At 69.0% G+C, this 14,432-nt stretch carries 14 protein-coding genes and 1 CRISPR repeat array; of the genes, 3 read left to right on the forward strand and 11 right to left on the reverse strand.

Annotated elements, in window-relative coordinates:
• The first annotated feature begins 9 nt into the window (after positions 1-9).
• Positions 10-404: direct repeats of the CRISPR family, unit length 28 nt; unit sequence GGCTCATCCCCGCGGGTGCGGGGCTTCC.
• A gap of 33 nt (positions 405-437) precedes the next feature.
• The 6 genes from cas6e to cas3 are packed head-to-tail and all read right to left on the reverse strand — an operon-like array spanning position 438 to position 8,187.
• Positions 438-1,124 (reverse strand): type I-E CRISPR-associated protein Cas6/Cse3/CasE, encoded by a 687-nt coding sequence (gene cas6e, locus ABD419_RS00700; RefSeq protein WP_344480496.1) that lies wholly within the window; start codon positions 1,122-1,124, stop codon positions 438-440.
• Between the two features lies 1 nt (position 1,125).
• Positions 1,126-1,839 carry a type I-E CRISPR-associated protein Cas5/CasD gene (cas5e, locus tag ABD419_RS00705; RefSeq protein WP_344480499.1) on the reverse strand — a complete coding sequence of 238 codons (714 nt, stop codon included), beginning with the start codon at positions 1,837-1,839 and terminating at the stop codon, positions 1,126-1,128.
• Entirely contained in the window at positions 1,839-2,945 is a 1,107-nt protein-coding gene (gene cas7e / locus ABD419_RS00710) for a type I-E CRISPR-associated protein Cas7/Cse4/CasC (RefSeq protein ID WP_344480502.1), read from the reverse strand. Before cas7e ends, cas5e begins: the two co-directional genes overlap by 1 nt.
• Before the next feature lie 2 nt (positions 2,946-2,947).
• Positions 2,948-3,658 carry a type I-E CRISPR-associated protein Cse2/CasB gene (casB, locus tag ABD419_RS00715; protein WP_344480505.1) on the reverse strand — a complete coding sequence of 237 codons (711 nt, stop codon included), beginning with the start codon at positions 3,656-3,658 and terminating at the stop codon, positions 2,948-2,950.
• On the reverse strand, positions 3,659-5,311 hold the full coding sequence (casA, locus tag ABD419_RS00720) for a type I-E CRISPR-associated protein Cse1/CasA (protein ID WP_344480508.1): 1,653 nt from the start codon (positions 5,309-5,311) through the stop codon (positions 3,659-3,661). It lies immediately after the preceding gene.
• The gene (gene cas3, locus ABD419_RS00725; RefSeq protein WP_344480511.1) at positions 5,278-8,187 is read right to left on the reverse strand and encodes a CRISPR-associated helicase Cas3'; all 2,910 of its coding nucleotides are present in this window, start codon (positions 8,185-8,187) and stop codon (positions 5,278-5,280) included. Before cas3 ends, casA begins: the two co-directional genes overlap by 34 nt.
• Positions 8,188-8,352: 165 nt before the next feature.
• Here cas3 and ABD419_RS00730 point away from each other — a divergent pair, with 165 nt between their 5' ends.
• A complete protein-coding gene (locus tag ABD419_RS00730) occupies positions 8,353-9,099 on the forward strand; it encodes a hypothetical protein (RefSeq protein WP_344480514.1) in 747 nt (248 codons plus the stop codon).
• Complete coding sequence (locus tag ABD419_RS00735; RefSeq protein WP_344480516.1) at positions 9,092-9,553, forward strand: hypothetical protein; 462 nt, start codon at positions 9,092-9,094, stop codon at positions 9,551-9,553. The genes ABD419_RS00730 and ABD419_RS00735 overlap by 8 nt, the downstream gene beginning before the upstream one ends.
• A gap of 6 nt (positions 9,554-9,559) precedes the next feature.
• Here ABD419_RS00735 and ABD419_RS00740 read toward each other — a convergent pair whose 3' ends face one another.
• Positions 9,560-9,925: an iron chaperone gene (locus tag ABD419_RS00740; RefSeq protein ID WP_344480518.1), complete on the reverse strand. Its 366-nt coding sequence runs from the start codon at positions 9,923-9,925 to the stop codon at positions 9,560-9,562.
• A gap of 211 nt (positions 9,926-10,136) precedes the next feature.
• Between ABD419_RS00740 and ABD419_RS00745 the strand changes: the two genes are divergently transcribed.
• Positions 10,137-10,793, forward strand: a complete 657-nt coding sequence (locus ABD419_RS00745; protein WP_344480520.1) for a DUF998 domain-containing protein — start codon at positions 10,137-10,139, stop codon at positions 10,791-10,793.
• Between the two features lie 63 nt (positions 10,794-10,856).
• Here ABD419_RS00745 and ABD419_RS00750 read toward each other — a convergent pair whose 3' ends face one another.
• The 4 genes from ABD419_RS00750 to ABD419_RS00765 all read right to left on the reverse strand — a co-directional run bounded on the left by ABD419_RS00750 (position 10,857) and on the right by ABD419_RS00765 (position 14,432).
• On the reverse strand, positions 10,857-11,645 hold the full coding sequence (locus tag ABD419_RS00750) for a ferredoxin reductase (RefSeq protein WP_344480523.1): 789 nt from the start codon (positions 11,643-11,645) through the stop codon (positions 10,857-10,859).
• A gap of 5 nt (positions 11,646-11,650) precedes the next feature.
• Complete coding sequence (locus ABD419_RS00755) at positions 11,651-12,253, reverse strand: sulfite oxidase-like oxidoreductase (RefSeq protein ID WP_344480526.1); 603 nt, start codon at positions 12,251-12,253, stop codon at positions 11,651-11,653.
• 51 nt (positions 12,254-12,304) lie between these two features.
• The gene (locus ABD419_RS00760; RefSeq protein WP_344480529.1) at positions 12,305-13,507 is read right to left on the reverse strand and encodes a sulfotransferase family protein; all 1,203 of its coding nucleotides are present in this window, start codon (positions 13,505-13,507) and stop codon (positions 12,305-12,307) included.
• Positions 13,508-13,637: 130 nt separating this feature from the next.
• Positions 13,638-14,432, reverse strand: a complete 795-nt coding sequence (locus ABD419_RS00765; RefSeq protein ID WP_344480532.1) for an NADPH-dependent oxidoreductase — start codon at positions 14,430-14,432, stop codon at positions 13,638-13,640.

A 14,432-nucleotide genomic window follows, 5' to 3' on the forward strand; every position in this document is an offset into this window, starting at 1 on the left:
GCCGGCATCGGCTCATCCCCGCGGGTGCGGGGCTTCCGATCCTGCGCCGCCTGGGCCAGGAGGACCCTGGGGCTCATCCCCGCGGGTGCGGGGCTTCCCTCGACCGCGTTGACCAAGCCACCCGCGCCGACGGCTCATCCCCGCGGGTGCGGGGCTTCCATGAGCGACGAGACCCTGTTCGACGACTCCCCCGGCTCATCCCCGCGGGTGCGGGGCTTCCTTGATGACCGTCTCGGACGTGAACGCGCTGGAGGGCTCATCCCCGCGGGTGCGGGGCTTCCTCGAGATCGCCCGCGACGAGATGGGCGGGCAGGTGCTCATCCCCGCGGGTGCGGGGGCTTCCGTCCACGTCTGCGGGTTCGCCGCGTGCCAGGCGGGCTCATCCCCGCGGGTGCGGGGCTTCCACTGTTGAGTTCTCAAACAACGCGTTGAGTGGGTCACCTGCCGCCGTGGAGCGGCGCGAGTGTCAGCATTCCGCACCCGTATGCTCTTGCCCTGCCGATTCCGAATGTCAAGCTTCGGCGAAGGGCATCTGCATCGGAGACCTTCAGCAGCCCTTCGAATGTCGCCGACCGCAGAGTCACTGCACGGCGACCTTCCAGCTTCGTGAAGTAGAGCCAGGAACTCTCCTGAATGGCAACGATGGGCTCACCGTTCTCCATCGACAGGATCGTGAAGCCGCGGGCCTGACTCCGATCCAGGAGCCATTGCAGTTGCTGGCCTGGATCGATCAGCGGCGTCCACACCCTCGGGCCATCTTGACGAACCCGTTGGTGGCGGGTTGGATTGGCGGTCAGGCGAAAAGCCCACAGCTGACCATTTTCCAGTCGCGCAAGGAGCTTGTCGTAGGAGCGCGTGTCCCATCCATCGTCGGCGCTCCTGGCGGGCCAACCGGCCTCCTCCACCAAGTGCGTAAGGTCAGGCGCGTCGGGGCTCGCGATGTACAGCAGCGCATCATGTCGAGAGGTCTGGTCGACGCGCCAGAGGACACGACCCGATTCGTCCTGGAGGCGTTCGGGGTCAGGAAATCCGTGCAGCACCGCGGCATGAATGCGCTGTGGCCCTTCGAGAAGGTCGCGCGCCCCTCTCCGGGCCGTGTTGAAGCGGAATCTGGTGAGGTACATGTCATCCCTCCAGCTCGTCGAAGAGCGCGAAGGGATCATGCCGAGGCTTGTCCGCATCAGGATTGGCGACCTCGACGGATACCCGGTGTACCTGCCTCCAGCCGTATCTCCGGTACCGAGGATCGAAGCTGAGTGGTACATCCTGCACGGTGTCACTCCGCTCATCGGGCTGCGCGTCGCACAGCATCCAGAGTTTGACCGATGTCTCGCGACCCCGGCGATGGTGCTTCGACGCGGCCCAGGGCCGACCCTTGAGGGCCTTCTCGAGCGGCTCCGAGACGGACGCGAGGAGAACCTGCTGCGACGGTGGGCAGGACCGGCGGCCCAGGAAGAGTTGGAAATACGGACGCCGCAGGGCCTCTGCGAGATCGTCGATCACATCGTCCTGGCCCTCAACCGCTGCGAGGAATACGGCGTCCTCCAGATAGAAGCGCTCCGCAACGGTTCCGTCGCGATGCGGCTCATCCAAGGAGTGGCTGGTCTGGTAGTCGCGCAGGAGGGAGCCGGGCTGGTCGATCCGAACGCCGAAGCGCAGCTTCGCCAACTCGGCCAACGCTTCTGGCTCGGTGCGGCGAATGCCCTTGGCAGCCGCGAGCAGGCCGATGACGCCGCTCTTCGAGGGCGCCAGGTCGGTGGTCCGCCGAGCGAAGCGGCCTGCGGTGCCCCACGACTGCATGGGTCCCGCAAGTGTCATCAATAGCGTCCTGCTCGGCATCAGGACCCGATCCGGTCCGACACGAGTGCGCCGACGCCGTCGAGGAGGCCCTGGAGGTCGACCTGGTCGCCGGTCTCCGCGAGAGCCTTGGTCCGGTTCCCGAGGCGGACGGTCCAGATCTTGAGCGGTCGCTCTCCATAGGTCTTGGCGACTTCCACGAGGTGATTCCGCAGTTCCTCGCACGTGCGCTCGAGGCGGCCGTTGGTCTCGGCGATGGGCTGCTCGAACGCGCCGGCCAGGTTGATCGCCTGGCTGTCGCGGACGGTCACGAGGACCACTTCGGGGAGGGTCCGATTCGCGAAGGTGTTCATCTTTCCTGAGGGCATCGCGCGGATGAAGCTACGTGTGAACGCCACTGCGGCCCTCGTAGTCGCGGCGTCGTCGCCGAGGTTTTCGCGGAGTCGGTCCACGTCGAGGTTCGCGTATCGGTAGAGCGTCGCGGAGTTGAACTCGACCGTTCCGATCATGCCGGCACCGGACTCCGCCTCCTCGTCCTTCTGGTCGTCGACGGCGGTGTAGTAGTCGTAGTCTGTCGCGACACCGTGGACGCTGATGGCATGGGCCACTTGGCATGCCGCATCGACGTTGAGGAACTTCTCCTTGGCGACCATGCGGCCGAAGAGGGCGAGGTCGATGGAGTTGTTGGCTTTCAGGATCTCCGTCACCTGCTTCTTCCCAAGCTTCTCGCCCTTCCCGAACGCGGTGGCGATGGCCTCGGCGAGCTCATTGATCTGGTTGCGGCTGAGGAAGACCAGGTAACCCGACTCCTCGATCTCGTCGCCCTTCTTCTGGATCTTGACCTCGATCATCCCCGCGTTGAACGCCTTCACCGTCAGGTCGCGCGCCGTCGGTCCGTCGATATTCGAGATCGTCATGACGCGTTCGGCGACGAGGCGCACAATCTGCTTGGTGCGCCAACCCAGGTCGGTCGAGTCGAGCGTCTCGCGGAAGTCGAGCCGGATCGCGCGCTTCCAGGACTGGCTTGACACGCGGGAGCGGCGGACACCGCCGAAGACCGCGGTCTTCGGCGAGCCGGTGTCGTCGCGATTGAGGTTCGACGGCGGGACGGTGTGGAGGGCATGGAACTCGATGATCGTGCGGGGCATGGTTACTCCTGCTCGTCGTTGTAGGCGTCATCGGCGTCGGCGGTCTCGGCCGTGTCGGGGTCGTCTGAACCGTTCGGCTTCGGCCTCGCCCGCCAGTACTCGCGCCCCCAGAGGGCGCGCACGTATTCGGCTCCGGAGAGCCCGGAAGCCGGACTGGTCCGACTCTGGAACGTGCACAGGTCGTCCGCGAAGAGTCCATAGTCGAAGCCGATCTTCTCGCCGCGGAGCTGCGTGACAAGACCGCGTGCGTGGTAGACCAGCTCGCTGTAGTCGACCGCGGAGCCGATCGCCGCGAATCGCCGGTGCACGGTGTCCTCGTTGCTGCTTCCCAGCGCGAGCCGCTGCACCGCAGCGGCGAAGGTGACGCCGCTTCGGTGCATTCGCTCAGCCTGGGACTGCTGATGGACCGCGAAGAGCGTGACCGCGGTGTGCAGTGCGGTCTCCGTGTGACTCGGCTCGTCGGGTCTGACGTACTCCGCGCCGAGGAGTTCGGACGGCAGCCAGATCGCCTCGGCGGACTTCGCGGCGCCCGGCGCGAAGTTGACGGAGTTGCGCAATCTGGCCAGCGAGCTGATCGAGTTCGGGCGCTTTTCGAGGTAGCCGGCTTGGAGTCGTCCCACGACTCCGGAGACGTGCCGGCCGAACTCAGAGACCGTCCTGGTTCTGAGTGGGCGGCGGATCGGCGGGGAGGGGGTCGAGGGCGGGTCGACCATTCAGCGGCCTCCGTTCTCATCGGTCGGGTCGCCCGGTTTCGCGTACGCGAGCGGGAGCAGGCGGTAGAGCCTGCGTTGGAATTCGTTCTGGACGATCGAACTGTTGACGAGCCGCTTCTCGATGGTCCGACCGCGCCATGCTGCGGCTCCCGTGGTGTTGACGAGCTGCTCGGCCCGTGTGAGGACGGCGCGTCGCACCGAGCGCTGCCACTCGGTGGCGGCCGCATCGGTGTCGGAGTCAGGGTCCAGTTCGGCGAGCCAGTCCCGGTATTCGACATCCAGGGCGGCATACGCGGACTCTGAAGCACGGGCGGCCGCGCCCTCGACTCCGTCGCGGTCGCCCGCGGCTCGGGCGAGGCCGCGAGCGAGGTTGGCGAGCGCCCCGATAGAGCGATCGGCGTCGCGCACGGCTTGGGTGACCGTGTTGGCGAGTTCGCGGTCCTCGGGGTCGAACACGGCGGCCGCAACAGTGAGCCGGTCGTCGATGACCTCGGCGATAGAAACGTTCTTTTTGCCGTATACGACTCCAGTGACGTGGTACCCGATGCGCTTGGTGCGGCCGAGGCGGTTCGAGATCTCGCTGATCCAGTCGATGATCAACGGCGGCATGCTCGGGACGCCGCGGGCGGCGCGCTTCGGCATCGACTGGAGTGTGGCGGCGAGGCCTCGCCACACGGCGCGTGCGGGATCGTGCCTTCTCGGCATGTACATCGGGTCCGCTGATTTCGTCTGCTTCTCCAGGGGAAGACTTCGCTGCCATGCGGTCATGGGCTCGTTGCGGAACTGGTCGAGGATCTGCAGGCGGTCACCTTGGCAGATGATGACGCTCTCAACGTTCTTCTCCTCGACGAAGAGCCGAACCCGCCGGGACTGCCAGGAGTACAGGTCTCGCAGTCCCCTCGGGATCCCTTCCCCGTCCCGTTGCTCCGGGCCGGGGCCGTGCGGCTCGCGTTCCCAGGAGGGCACGTCGGTGGGGTCCAGTTCTCCACGTCGGCTGAGGAATTCGTCGGGGATGAGATTGAGCAGGATCGTCTCGGCGAGATTGGCGCCTTCGGCGTAGACGGCGCCGAGGAGTCCGAGCGATCCCGGTCCGATGGGGTAGCTCTTGCCCTTCTTCGCTCGCGGATCTCCGAACGCGGCGCCTTTGATGCCCGCGACGTCGAAGGCGTGGCAGTGGACGAGCCAGCGCGCTGCCTCGCCGAGTCCGATACGGGCGAGCCCTTCGGCGGCGCGGGTGGCGTACTTCGGGTCTCCGGTCGGGACGTCGGCGATGAAGACCGCGAGACTGCGTTCGGTTCGCTTGATGTCGAGGTCGGCGACCTGGTAGAACGGGGACTTCGGATGTACCAGGTCGAATCGGTGCCGGTGCTCGTTCAGGTAGTCCTCGATCGCTCTGAGGGGCAGGCCCTCCGCCTTCCAGAGGTCGAGCCAGTGGCTCCGGTCCCGGGGGCCGTCCACCGCCTGGTGCACGATGGCGAGCATCAGACGCAGGATCGGAAGCGCCTGGGTGGGAAGGTCGCCTGTCAAACGGACGTAGTCCTCAGCATCGGCGAAGAGACGGAGGAGCGAGACGGTGTCCACGGAGCCGCCGCGGCGCTGCGCGAGGATCCACGGCTCGTCTATGAGATTGAATCCGGTGCCCAACGCTTCCACACTCGCAATCCGTCGCGTCGGTCGTAGTGAAGGTGGTGATCCCCCAGGTCGGTCCCCTCGGCGAGGTCGATGGCGAGGATGAGCTGATCGGTGAGGAACGGCGATCGGGACCATTCGCCGATCGGTTCCTGCTGCGCTTTGATCTCCTTGCGGATCGCGTCGCCGGAGAGCCTGATCGGGAGACTGAGGGTGGTGGCAGCGATCGTCTTGGCGACGTCCTCCTCAGGAGGCTCGGTGACGGGGATCGGCCGGCCGAGGTGGTCGGGCAACCAGGGCAGGGTGCTGTACTCGTCGCCGTCTCGGGCCACGAGGAGCACCTCGACGACGTCGACCGGGATGTCGCGGACGATCGCGCGGCCCTCGTTGCTCTCGTCGTCGCTGATCGGGCTGGATCGGGTCAGCCAGGTCATCAGGTCCTCGCCGGGGCGGCCGGGTGAGGCGATGCGGAACTGGCGCGCGTCCTCGCGTTTGCGCTGCTGCTTCTTGCGGCGCTCATGGTCGGCGTTCTTGAGTGCCTCCTGCCATCGATCCGGGCCGATCTCTCTGTCGCCGTATGCCTCCTGAACCAGGCGGGAGATGTCCCGAGGGAGTTCGAGGGGTTCGCGGTCCTCGGCGAAGGGCAGGAGCACGGCGGTCGACCGCAGGAGCGTCCACTGGTCGTAGACGAAGTTCGAGCCTCTGGCGAACCGCGGGATGTCCGCGGTCCAGTCCGCGCCGATGAGGTAGCAGCGGGCGGGCCGGTCGCGCCAGGGCCGGTGGTGCCGATGGAGGCGGCCCATGCGCTGGAGGACGAGGTCCGCGGGGGCCATGTCGGTGAACAGCACGTCGAAGTCGAGGTCGAGGCTCTGCTCGGCGACCTGGCTGGCGACGACGATGTGCTTGGTGGGGCGGTCGGTCCGTTCTCCGGTGCTACCGGGCGGACCGAAGCGGGACCGCAGTAGTTGGTCGTTCTCGGCCCGGTCGGGCGCAGTGAAGCGGGAGTGGGCTACGGTCACGTTGGCCGCACCGAAGAACGTGCGCAGGGCTTCGGCGGTCTTGTGGACGCGGGCGACCGTGTTGTGGAGCACGAGGGCGCAACCGCCGTCGGCGAGCTCCTCGCGGAGCGCGGCGATGAGCTTGGTGCGGCCGCGGTCGTCGAGTGTGCGCACCTCGATGCGGGTCGTCCTGCCGGACTCCTTCACCGTCCTGATGTCCGCGGGCTTGCCGGGGTGTGCGGTGACGATGGTCGGATAGCCGATGTCGCCGTCGAGCTCCGGATGGGGCGCCTCGCTCGGAGGCGGCGCGAGCGTGCGGCGGCCGATCGGCGGTGGCGGGCCCGTCCTCCCCCGCTCGTAGGCCTGGACGAGTTCGCGGCGTCGCCGGGCCGGGAGCGTCGCGGACAGGATGATCACCGAGGCTCCATATGAAGCGAGCCATTCGATCGCCTTGTCGAGGTATTCGCCCATGTAGACGTCGTAGGCGTGGGCTTCGTCAACGATGACGACCTTCCCGGCGAGCGCGAGGTGCCGCAGGGGCAGGTGCCGGACTCTTAGGGCGGTGAACAGCAGCTGGTCGATGGTGCCGATGACGAAGTTGTTGAACAGGAACGAGGTCTTGCGGCCGCTCGACCACCAGTGCGTGATGAGCGCGTTGAGCTCCCGCTCGTCGGCGTCGTGGTCCTGCGCGATCGCAGCGGACGTGCCCCGCTTGAAGAGGCTGGTGAACATCGAGTTGTGGTGTGCGCGCGCGTGAGCGAGTCCGATGCTGTAGTTCGTCGGTGCGGCGCCGGGGAGCCGGACGGCCCATTCGAGTTCGCGTGCGAAGATCGCATCGGCGCTCGCCTGAGTCGGCAGAGCGTAGAAGATGCCCCCTGCGCCGAATCTCGCGGCGAGGGCCTCTGCCGCGAGGAACGCCGCCTCGGTCTTGCCGCTGCCCATCGCGGCCTCGACGATCATCAAGGCAGGTTCGCTCACGGATGAGGCCGCATCGAGCACGGCCTTCTGCATAGGCCGCAGGCCTTCGTCGCTTTCGATTCCGAAACGGGTGGCGAGCAGGTCGGGTGCGGCGACGGGTGCGGTCGCGATCCACGGGCGGGGCAGGTTGAGCGACCCGACACCGTTCACGATCCGGTCGGAATCGAACACGGTGTCGGTGCGGTACGGGAACAGCACGTGATTGCTGACGATGTTGTCGGCCATGACGACCAACCCGGTGAGCAGCACCTGCACCGGCTGCGGCAGCTCGACCTCCGCCCAGTCGGCGAGCCTGGTGTCGGCGCCGACCGATGCGGCGGCCCAGTCGAGCAGTTCGTTCTGCGTCGCCGCCCAGAGGGGCGTGTCGTGCCGCGACCGGCCGAGCAGGAGCGGGTTGTCCGTCGCGTGCCGGTACTGATGCTCGCTGGGCGGAATGCCGTGATGGCCGCCGACGACGGCACTGAGCTGGCGGGTGCGGTCGGGATCCCAGCCGTGGCGCTCCCGAAGCCATTCGTCGAAGATGATCATGCCGGTGAGCTCGTGGCGACCGTCCCGGCGGATCGCCAGGGCTCGTTGACGAGCCGTGAAACCCGCGCCCTCCATGCGATTGACCATCGAGGGCGATCCCAGGGCGAACGCAAAAGAGGGCGTGGCCTTCCCGATGTCGTGCAGCGCTGCGACCAGTGCGGTCAAAGCGAGTGCGTCTGGTTCGCCGCCGGGAAGCGCTTCGGCGATCAGCCTTCGGACCGAGACCGGCAGGAAGCGAAGAAACAGGTGGGCGGCGACCTCGGCGGCGTCGGCGCTGTGCCGGAACCAGGGCATCCAGGAGCTGCCATGTCGCCCTTGAGGTGATTTGGCCCAGAGCGATTTGGCCGGCTCCGAGAGTCCGTCCGCGTTCCATCTGAAGTTCACGACGTACTGCACCTCCGCGCGACCTCACTGCCGATCCTGATTAGAGCAGAGGTGAACGTGGCTGTGTGTCCCCGAGAACCGGATGGGTGAGGCGCCAGGGTCCGACTGAGGGCAAGTTTCGCGATGCACGCATATGGTTGTCGCTGAGCGTCATCGGTTCGGGTGTGAGGAGTGCGGATGCCCAGCGTCGAGGAGGCCTCCGCATCTGTCGGCGGCAATGCCGAGCAGGCGCGCGAACTCACGAGCGGCATCACCGCGTCGAAGGACGTGATCGACGGCCTCATCGGCGCCCTCGCGGCCCTCGGCCTGGACGGCAAGACCGGCCACGCGAAAGCCGCCAGCGACCGCGCCCAGGAGCTCGCCAGCCACGCGAACGCCCTCGCCGACGCCCTCGACACGCTCCGATCCCACATCGAGGCCCTGAAGGGTTTACTGGCCGGAGCCGCTGGCGGAGGCCAGATCGGCGCGGGAACCGGAGACTCGACGCGACCGTTGAAGGGCCCTGCGGCATCGACCGAGCCGACTCGGGTGGGGAAGCGCCATCTGCTCGGGCAGATCCGGATCAACAGCCCGGCGAAGGAGAAGAACACGGTGGTGCTCCCGCGCGTCGACACCGATGCCGACATCGGGGCGATCAGATCGGGTCGGGCGCGGCATGTCCGTGACAATCTCTACGAGGTCGGCGATCGCATTTACGGGATCGAGACCCCGTCCGGCACGGTCTACCCTGTGAGGGGCGACGGGTTCGTCGAGATGGACAGACTGGAGTTCACGGCGCTCAAGGGCCTGCTCGCGCACGGAGGAGACCGGGCCGCCGCAGAGCGCGACCCGAAGGTCGCGAGGTTCCAGCGGCACATGACCGACGAGACCTGGGCCCGGGCCCGGAGCGTCTTCGAACAAGGGCAGGGAGACCTCGATGCGTGACTACACGGTCGTCTTCATCGAACCGGTGGAGCTGGAAGCGGTGGCGCAGGCCGCCGCCGAGGCGTTCGCGATCCCCCGCGAGTCGATCGAGCTCTGGAACGGCCAGACCTTCATCGCGCCGGTCGCAGAACCGGTGCTCGCCCAGGTTGCGGCCGGCTCCGGGCCGGGGGCCTCCGCCGAGTTCGTGGCCTTCGAGCCCTTCGCCGAGCACACCGGCCGAACCGACCCGGTGGCGATCGCGATCGAACTCGCGACCCGCACCCGCAAGCGCGTGATCGTCGCTCCGGAAGCGGCCGAGGAGTACCGGTGGACCCTGGTGGCGCCGGACGGCACGCACGGTCAGGTCGTCCTCGACAGCGACGAGCTCGACGAAGGCGCGTTCAGCGTCCTCGGCGCGGTCGAACCGATCCCCGGTGCTCCCGACCTCGCTCCGGTCCCGGACCGCTCCGAGTAGGCGGCGCTACCGCTGCCTGTCGGTGTCGATGTCGCGGACGTGGTTGCGGACGAGGGCCTCGATGAGGTCGTCGGGGAGGGGGTTGTCGAGGGTGAACTGGACGGCGTGCTCGGTGGTCTTGTAGGGCGCGAGGCGGTCTTTCAGCTCCTCGATGGCCCAGGACGAGGGGTAGAGGCTCATGTGCTTCTTGGAGGCGGTGAAGTACACCAGGGCGCGGCCCTTGTACTTGAGGGTCGGCATGGCGTAGCTCATCGTCTCCTCGGCGTCCGGCACGAGCCGGGTCACGAGCGCGCGGATGCGTTCGAGTTCCGCTCGGGGCGCGGGGTCGAGTGCGTTGAGGTATTCGTCGACGCTCTTCGGTTGCTCCGCCATGGCAGCGAGTGTAGTGCGGGCGCTGCCGGGGCAGGGCGGAATGCGCCCGCCGCATGCGCCCGCGAGCATGCGACGGGCGCGTATCCACACACACATGCGCCCACGCGCATGCGGCGGGCGCGGGAGTGACGGTGGTCATGGGCGATGAATCCGCGGGCGGTCCGTCGTCAATACGGGCACCACTCGTTCACCACCCCAGGGAGCACTCGTCATGACAACCGCCACCGCCATCACTGTCGTCCGTCCACTTTCCACCGTCTCAAAAGGCCGCCTCTGGTGCGGCACGGCCGCCGCGCCGCTGTTCGTCGGGACCACCCTGGTGCTCGCCGCGACGCGGGAGGGGTTCGATCCGGTGCTGCATCCGTTGAGCCTGTTGAGCGTCGGCGAGCACGGGTGGATCCAGATCACGAACTTCATCGTGTCCGGGCTGCTCGCGGTCCTCGGCGCGGTGGGCCTGCGCCGGGCGCTCGCCGACGGGCCCGGGTCCAAATGGGGGCCGAGGCTGTTCGGGCTGTATGGGATCGCGCTCGTGTGGGGCGGCGTGTTCGTCGCCGATCCCGCGTTCGGGTTCCCGGCGGGGACGCCCGACGGCGCGCCGGCGTCGCAGAGCTGGCACAGCATCCTGCACGCGTTCGCGGCCCCCGGGGCCGGGCTGACGCTGCTCGTCGCGTGCTTCGTCCTGGCACGCCGGTTCGCCCGTGAAGGCCGGACCGGTTGGCGCGCAGCGTGCTACATGGTGCCGGTCGTGTACGTGACGCTCACCGCTGTGGCGCTCGCGATCGGCGACTACCGGTGGATGCTCGCGGGCGGGTCGCTGATCTGGCTGTGGGCGTCCGCGGTGTCGCTCCAGGCGCTCACCCGCCGGTAGCGACGGCGCCGGTCTCTCTGCACGTCGCAGCCCCCGACCGAGAGGCCGGGGGCTGCGGCGCGCTCAGCCGAAGCGCTCGGTCTTGATGCGGTGGGAGTCGTGGCCGAGGGCGATGAGGGCCTTGGCGGCGGTCTCGACGAAGCCGTTGGGGCCGCAGACGAAGCAGGTCGGCTGGAAGTCCGGAGGCCAGCCGTGGGTGTTGAGGTCGGCGAGGCCGATGCGGGCCGGCGGGCGGGTCGAGCCGTCTGGCGCGCGGCGGGTGTAGAGGACCGCGGTCTCCAGGCCGGTGGCGTCGGGGCGGGCGAGCTCGTCGGCGTAGATGACGTCGGCGGGGGTGCGCACGGAGTAGACGAGCCGGAACGGCGCGCGGGAGCCGGCGTCGCGGCGCTGGCGGATCATCGCCCGCAGCGGGACGATGCCGGAGCCGCCCGCGACGAGGAGCACCGGCGCGGTGTCGGTCTCGCGCCAGACGAACCAGCCGCCGATGGGGCCCTTGACCTCCGCGTACGCGCCGATCGGGAGGTCGTCGCAGAGATAGGTGGAGACCTCGCCGTCGCCGACGCGCTGAATCGTGAACTCGACCAGACCGTCGCGCGCGGGCGCGGCCATCGAATAGGAGCGGACGGCCGTGTAGCCGTCCGCGGCGGTGAGCCGGATGTCGGCGTGCTGGCCGGCGAGGTGGCCGGGCCAGCCCTCGGGCTCGAAGACGAGCGTGACGGCGGTGGGCGTCTCCACTCGGCGCTCGACCAGGCGGGCCCGCCGCCAGGCGCTCGTCGCGGGGGCGCTGGTGCCGCCCGCCGACCCGCTCAGGCCGCCGCCCGCGGCCGCGCCGCTCTCCTGGCCGGGCCCCATGCCGCTCAGAACCCCGCCTGGTAGCGCTGCTCGAGCCACGGGTCGCCGTAGTCGTGGTAGCCCGCGCGCTCCCAGAACCCGGGCCGGTCCTCAGTGTGGAGGGTCAGGCCCGAGACCCACTTGGCGGACTTCCAGAAGTACAGGTGCGGCACGAGGAAGCGCGCCGGGCCGCCGTGCTCGGCGTGGAGCGGCCGGCCGTCGTAGCCGGTGGCGACCCAGGCACGGCCGCCCGTGATGTCCTGGAACGGGAGGTTCGTGGTGTATCCGTCGAAGGAGTGCACGACCACGTAGTCGGCCTTCGTCTCCAGGCCCGCGAGGAGGGTGTCCGCGGAGACGCCCCGCCAGGTCGTGTCGAGCTTCGACCAGCGCGTGACGCAGTGGATGTCGACCGTGGGCGTCTCGTGCGGAAGCGCGGCGAACTCGTCCCACGTCCAGGCGCGGCGCTCGCCGGTCTCGGTGGTCACGGTGAACGTCCACCGGTCGGTCCGCACCGTCGGCGTGGGCCCGGCGGAGAGCACCGGGAAGTCGTCGGTCAGGTACTGGCCGGGCGGCACGCGGTCGTCCACCGCGCGCCGGCGCCCCTGGAAGCCAGGTGTCAGATCGGTCATTGGCCGCCTCCCGCCGCAATCCTAAGCCGCGGCGGGGGCGGCGGCACGCGATCAGCGCATGGCGTGGACCATGCGGGTGTAGTCGCCGAAGGCCTTGTCGATCATGTCGGGGTCGAGGCCGTAGTGGCGGAGGCTGTACTCGTGGCCGCGCTTCATGCCGGGGCGGGCGAGGACGTCGTGGAGGTTCTGCTCGTCGCGGGGGGTGAAGTCCATGCCGAGGCGGCGGAAGATGCCGGGGAGCTCGTCGTAGGGGTTGGCGGTGAGCTGGTGGTAGGAGACGTCGATGACGCGGTCGCGGGCGAGGGTGGTGCGCACGTCGCGGCCCTTCTCGACCACGCGCGAGAGCATGTCGAGCCAGTCCTCGCCGATCTGGTGGGGGTCGTACTCCTTGTTGCAGATGGCGACGCCGGTCTCCATGAGCGAGCACCAGGAGCCCATGACGGTGTTGGGGTCGCGGTGGGTCCACACGATCTGGGCGTCGGGGAAGACCTTCATGAGGACGCCGAGGTGCTCGAGGTGGTACGGGGACTTGAGGACCCAGCGGCGGCGGGGCGCGCCGTACTGGAGGACCTGGAGCACCTGCTTGTAGTACTCGTAGTCGGGGAGGAAGTCGTGCTCGTCGAGCCAGTTGCGGTACCCGGGCATCCGGAAGGTGACGAGCAGGTTGCGGCCGTGGGGAAGTGCGAAGACGCACTCCTCGGGGGACTCGGGCTCCATGGCGTGGATGTCGGGGAGCACCGGGGAGAAGAAGTGCCCGAAGCGGGCGGAGGCGCGGGCGACGGCGATGCGGCGCTTGCGGACCTTCGGGTCGATGTCGCTGCGGTCGGTGGCCTGGAGCTCCCACATGAGCGGGGCCCGGTTGCCCTCGGGGTAGGCGAGGATCTTGTGCGCCAGCGTGGTCGCGGTGCGGGGCATGCCGGTGACGACGATGGGCCGCTCGATGGGCTCGTCGAGGATCTGGGGGTGCTCGGCGACGAGGCGCTTCACGCGGAAGCGGTTCGTCATGCGGCTCTTCATGTCGGCGGTGAAGCCGGTCCAGCCCAGGGGGGACATGGTGCGGACCTTGGCGACCTGGCGGAGCAGGAACCGGTACCCCTCCAGGAACTCCTCGTCGCCGCGGGCGCTGCCGCCGGAGGCGTCCTCGGCCTGGCGGACCAGCTTCTCGAAGTAGCCGTCGGGGTCGGCGGCCTGGCGCCGGGCCGAGGACTGCATGGCGGCGTTGACGGGGACGACCAGGCGGGATACGCGTCGCACGGGACGAGTCCTTCCGGGGAGGGGACACTGGGCACTCGCCACCGCATCCTCGCACGCCCGGAGAAGTTGATCAAGGGCGCGACTCCACTGAGGCCGTTCTCACCACGGTGATGGGAACGGCCTCTCCCCCTCAGCGCGAAGGAAAACCGAGCGATTCGAGGACCGACCGGAGGCGGTGGCGACCGCCCATCGACTCGGGGCCCTTCAGGCGGGCGAGCACCCGGTCCGACCAGTTCCCGGCCAGGCCGAAGCGGGCGTTGTAGGCGGCGAGCCGCCCGTCGTAGTCGTCGATGTGGTCGTCGGCGGCCTCCGTGTACTGCTCGCGGTGGAGGACGGCGGCCTGCGGGAGGCGCGGCTTGACGTCGGCGGCCTCGTCCGGGTCGGGCTCGCCGACGGCGAGGCCGAAGGCGGCCACGGTGTGCGGCGGGAGCTTCAGCTCCGCGGCGACCTCCTCGGTGCGGTTGCGGATGGCGCCCACGAAGACCGAGCCGAGGCCGAGGGACTCGGCGGCGGTCACGGCGTTCTGCGCGGCCAGTGCGGTGTCGATGAACCCGATGAGGGTCGTCTCCAGGTAGTCGGCGGCGTCGACCGAGGCGCCGCGGCGGGCGGCGAGGCGGCGGGCGCGGCCGAGGTCGGCGATCCAGACCAGGAACAGGGGCGCCTGGGCGATGAAGTCCTGCTGTCCGGCGAGGTGCGCGAGGCGGGCCTTGCGCTCGGGGTCGCGGACGGCGATCACGCTCCAGGGCTGGAGGTTCGAGGAGGTCGGCGCGGACTGGGCGGCGGCGACGAGGGTGGTCAGCTCGGCCTCGGTGACGTCGCGGGGGCCGAACCGGCGCACGGAGCGGTGGGCGAGCTGGACGCGGACGATGTCGTTGACGGCGTCGAGCCGGGCCGCGGGGTCGCCGTAGCGGGCGGTCACGGACAT

This window comes from Glycomyces endophyticus (assembly GCF_039531525.1).
GTDB classification, from domain to species: domain Bacteria; phylum Actinomycetota; class Actinomycetes; order Mycobacteriales; family Micromonosporaceae; genus Glycomyces; species Glycomyces endophyticus.

Excerpts from the sequence above, each read along its gene's own strand:
- casB (WP_344480505.1), bottom strand. The coding sequence starts at position 3,658 with ATGGTCGACCCGCCCTCGACCCCCTCCCCGCCGATCCGCCGCCCACTC.
- ABD419_RS00730 (WP_344480514.1), top strand. The coding sequence starts at position 8,353 with ATGCCCAGCGTCGAGGAGGCCTCCGCATCTGTCGGCGGCAATGCCGAG.
- cas5e (WP_344480499.1), bottom strand. The coding sequence starts at position 1,839 with ATGCCGAGCAGGACGCTATTGATGACACTTGCGGGACCCATGCAGTCG.
- ABD419_RS00740 (WP_344480518.1), bottom strand. The coding sequence starts at position 9,925 with ATGGCGGAGCAACCGAAGAGCGTCGACGAATACCTCAACGCACTCGAC.
- ABD419_RS00755 (WP_344480526.1), bottom strand. The coding sequence starts at position 12,253 with ATGACCGATCTGACACCTGGCTTCCAGGGGCGCCGGCGCGCGGTGGAC.
- cas7e (WP_344480502.1), bottom strand. The coding sequence starts at position 2,945 with ATGCCCCGCACGATCATCGAGTTCCATGCCCTCCACACCGTCCCGCCG.
- ABD419_RS00745 (WP_344480520.1), top strand. The coding sequence starts at position 10,137 with ATGACAACCGCCACCGCCATCACTGTCGTCCGTCCACTTTCCACCGTC.
- cas6e (WP_344480496.1), bottom strand. The coding sequence starts at position 1,124 with ATGTACCTCACCAGATTCCGCTTCAACACGGCCCGGAGAGGGGCGCGC.
- ABD419_RS00765 (WP_344480532.1), bottom strand. The coding sequence starts at position 14,432 with ATGTCCGTGACCGCCCGCTACGGCGACCCCGCGGCCCGGCTCGACGCC.
- ABD419_RS00735 (WP_344480516.1), top strand. The coding sequence starts at position 9,092 with ATGCGTGACTACACGGTCGTCTTCATCGAACCGGTGGAGCTGGAAGCG.
- ABD419_RS00750 (WP_344480523.1), bottom strand. The coding sequence starts at position 11,645 with ATGGGGCCCGGCCAGGAGAGCGGCGCGGCCGCGGGCGGCGGCCTGAGC.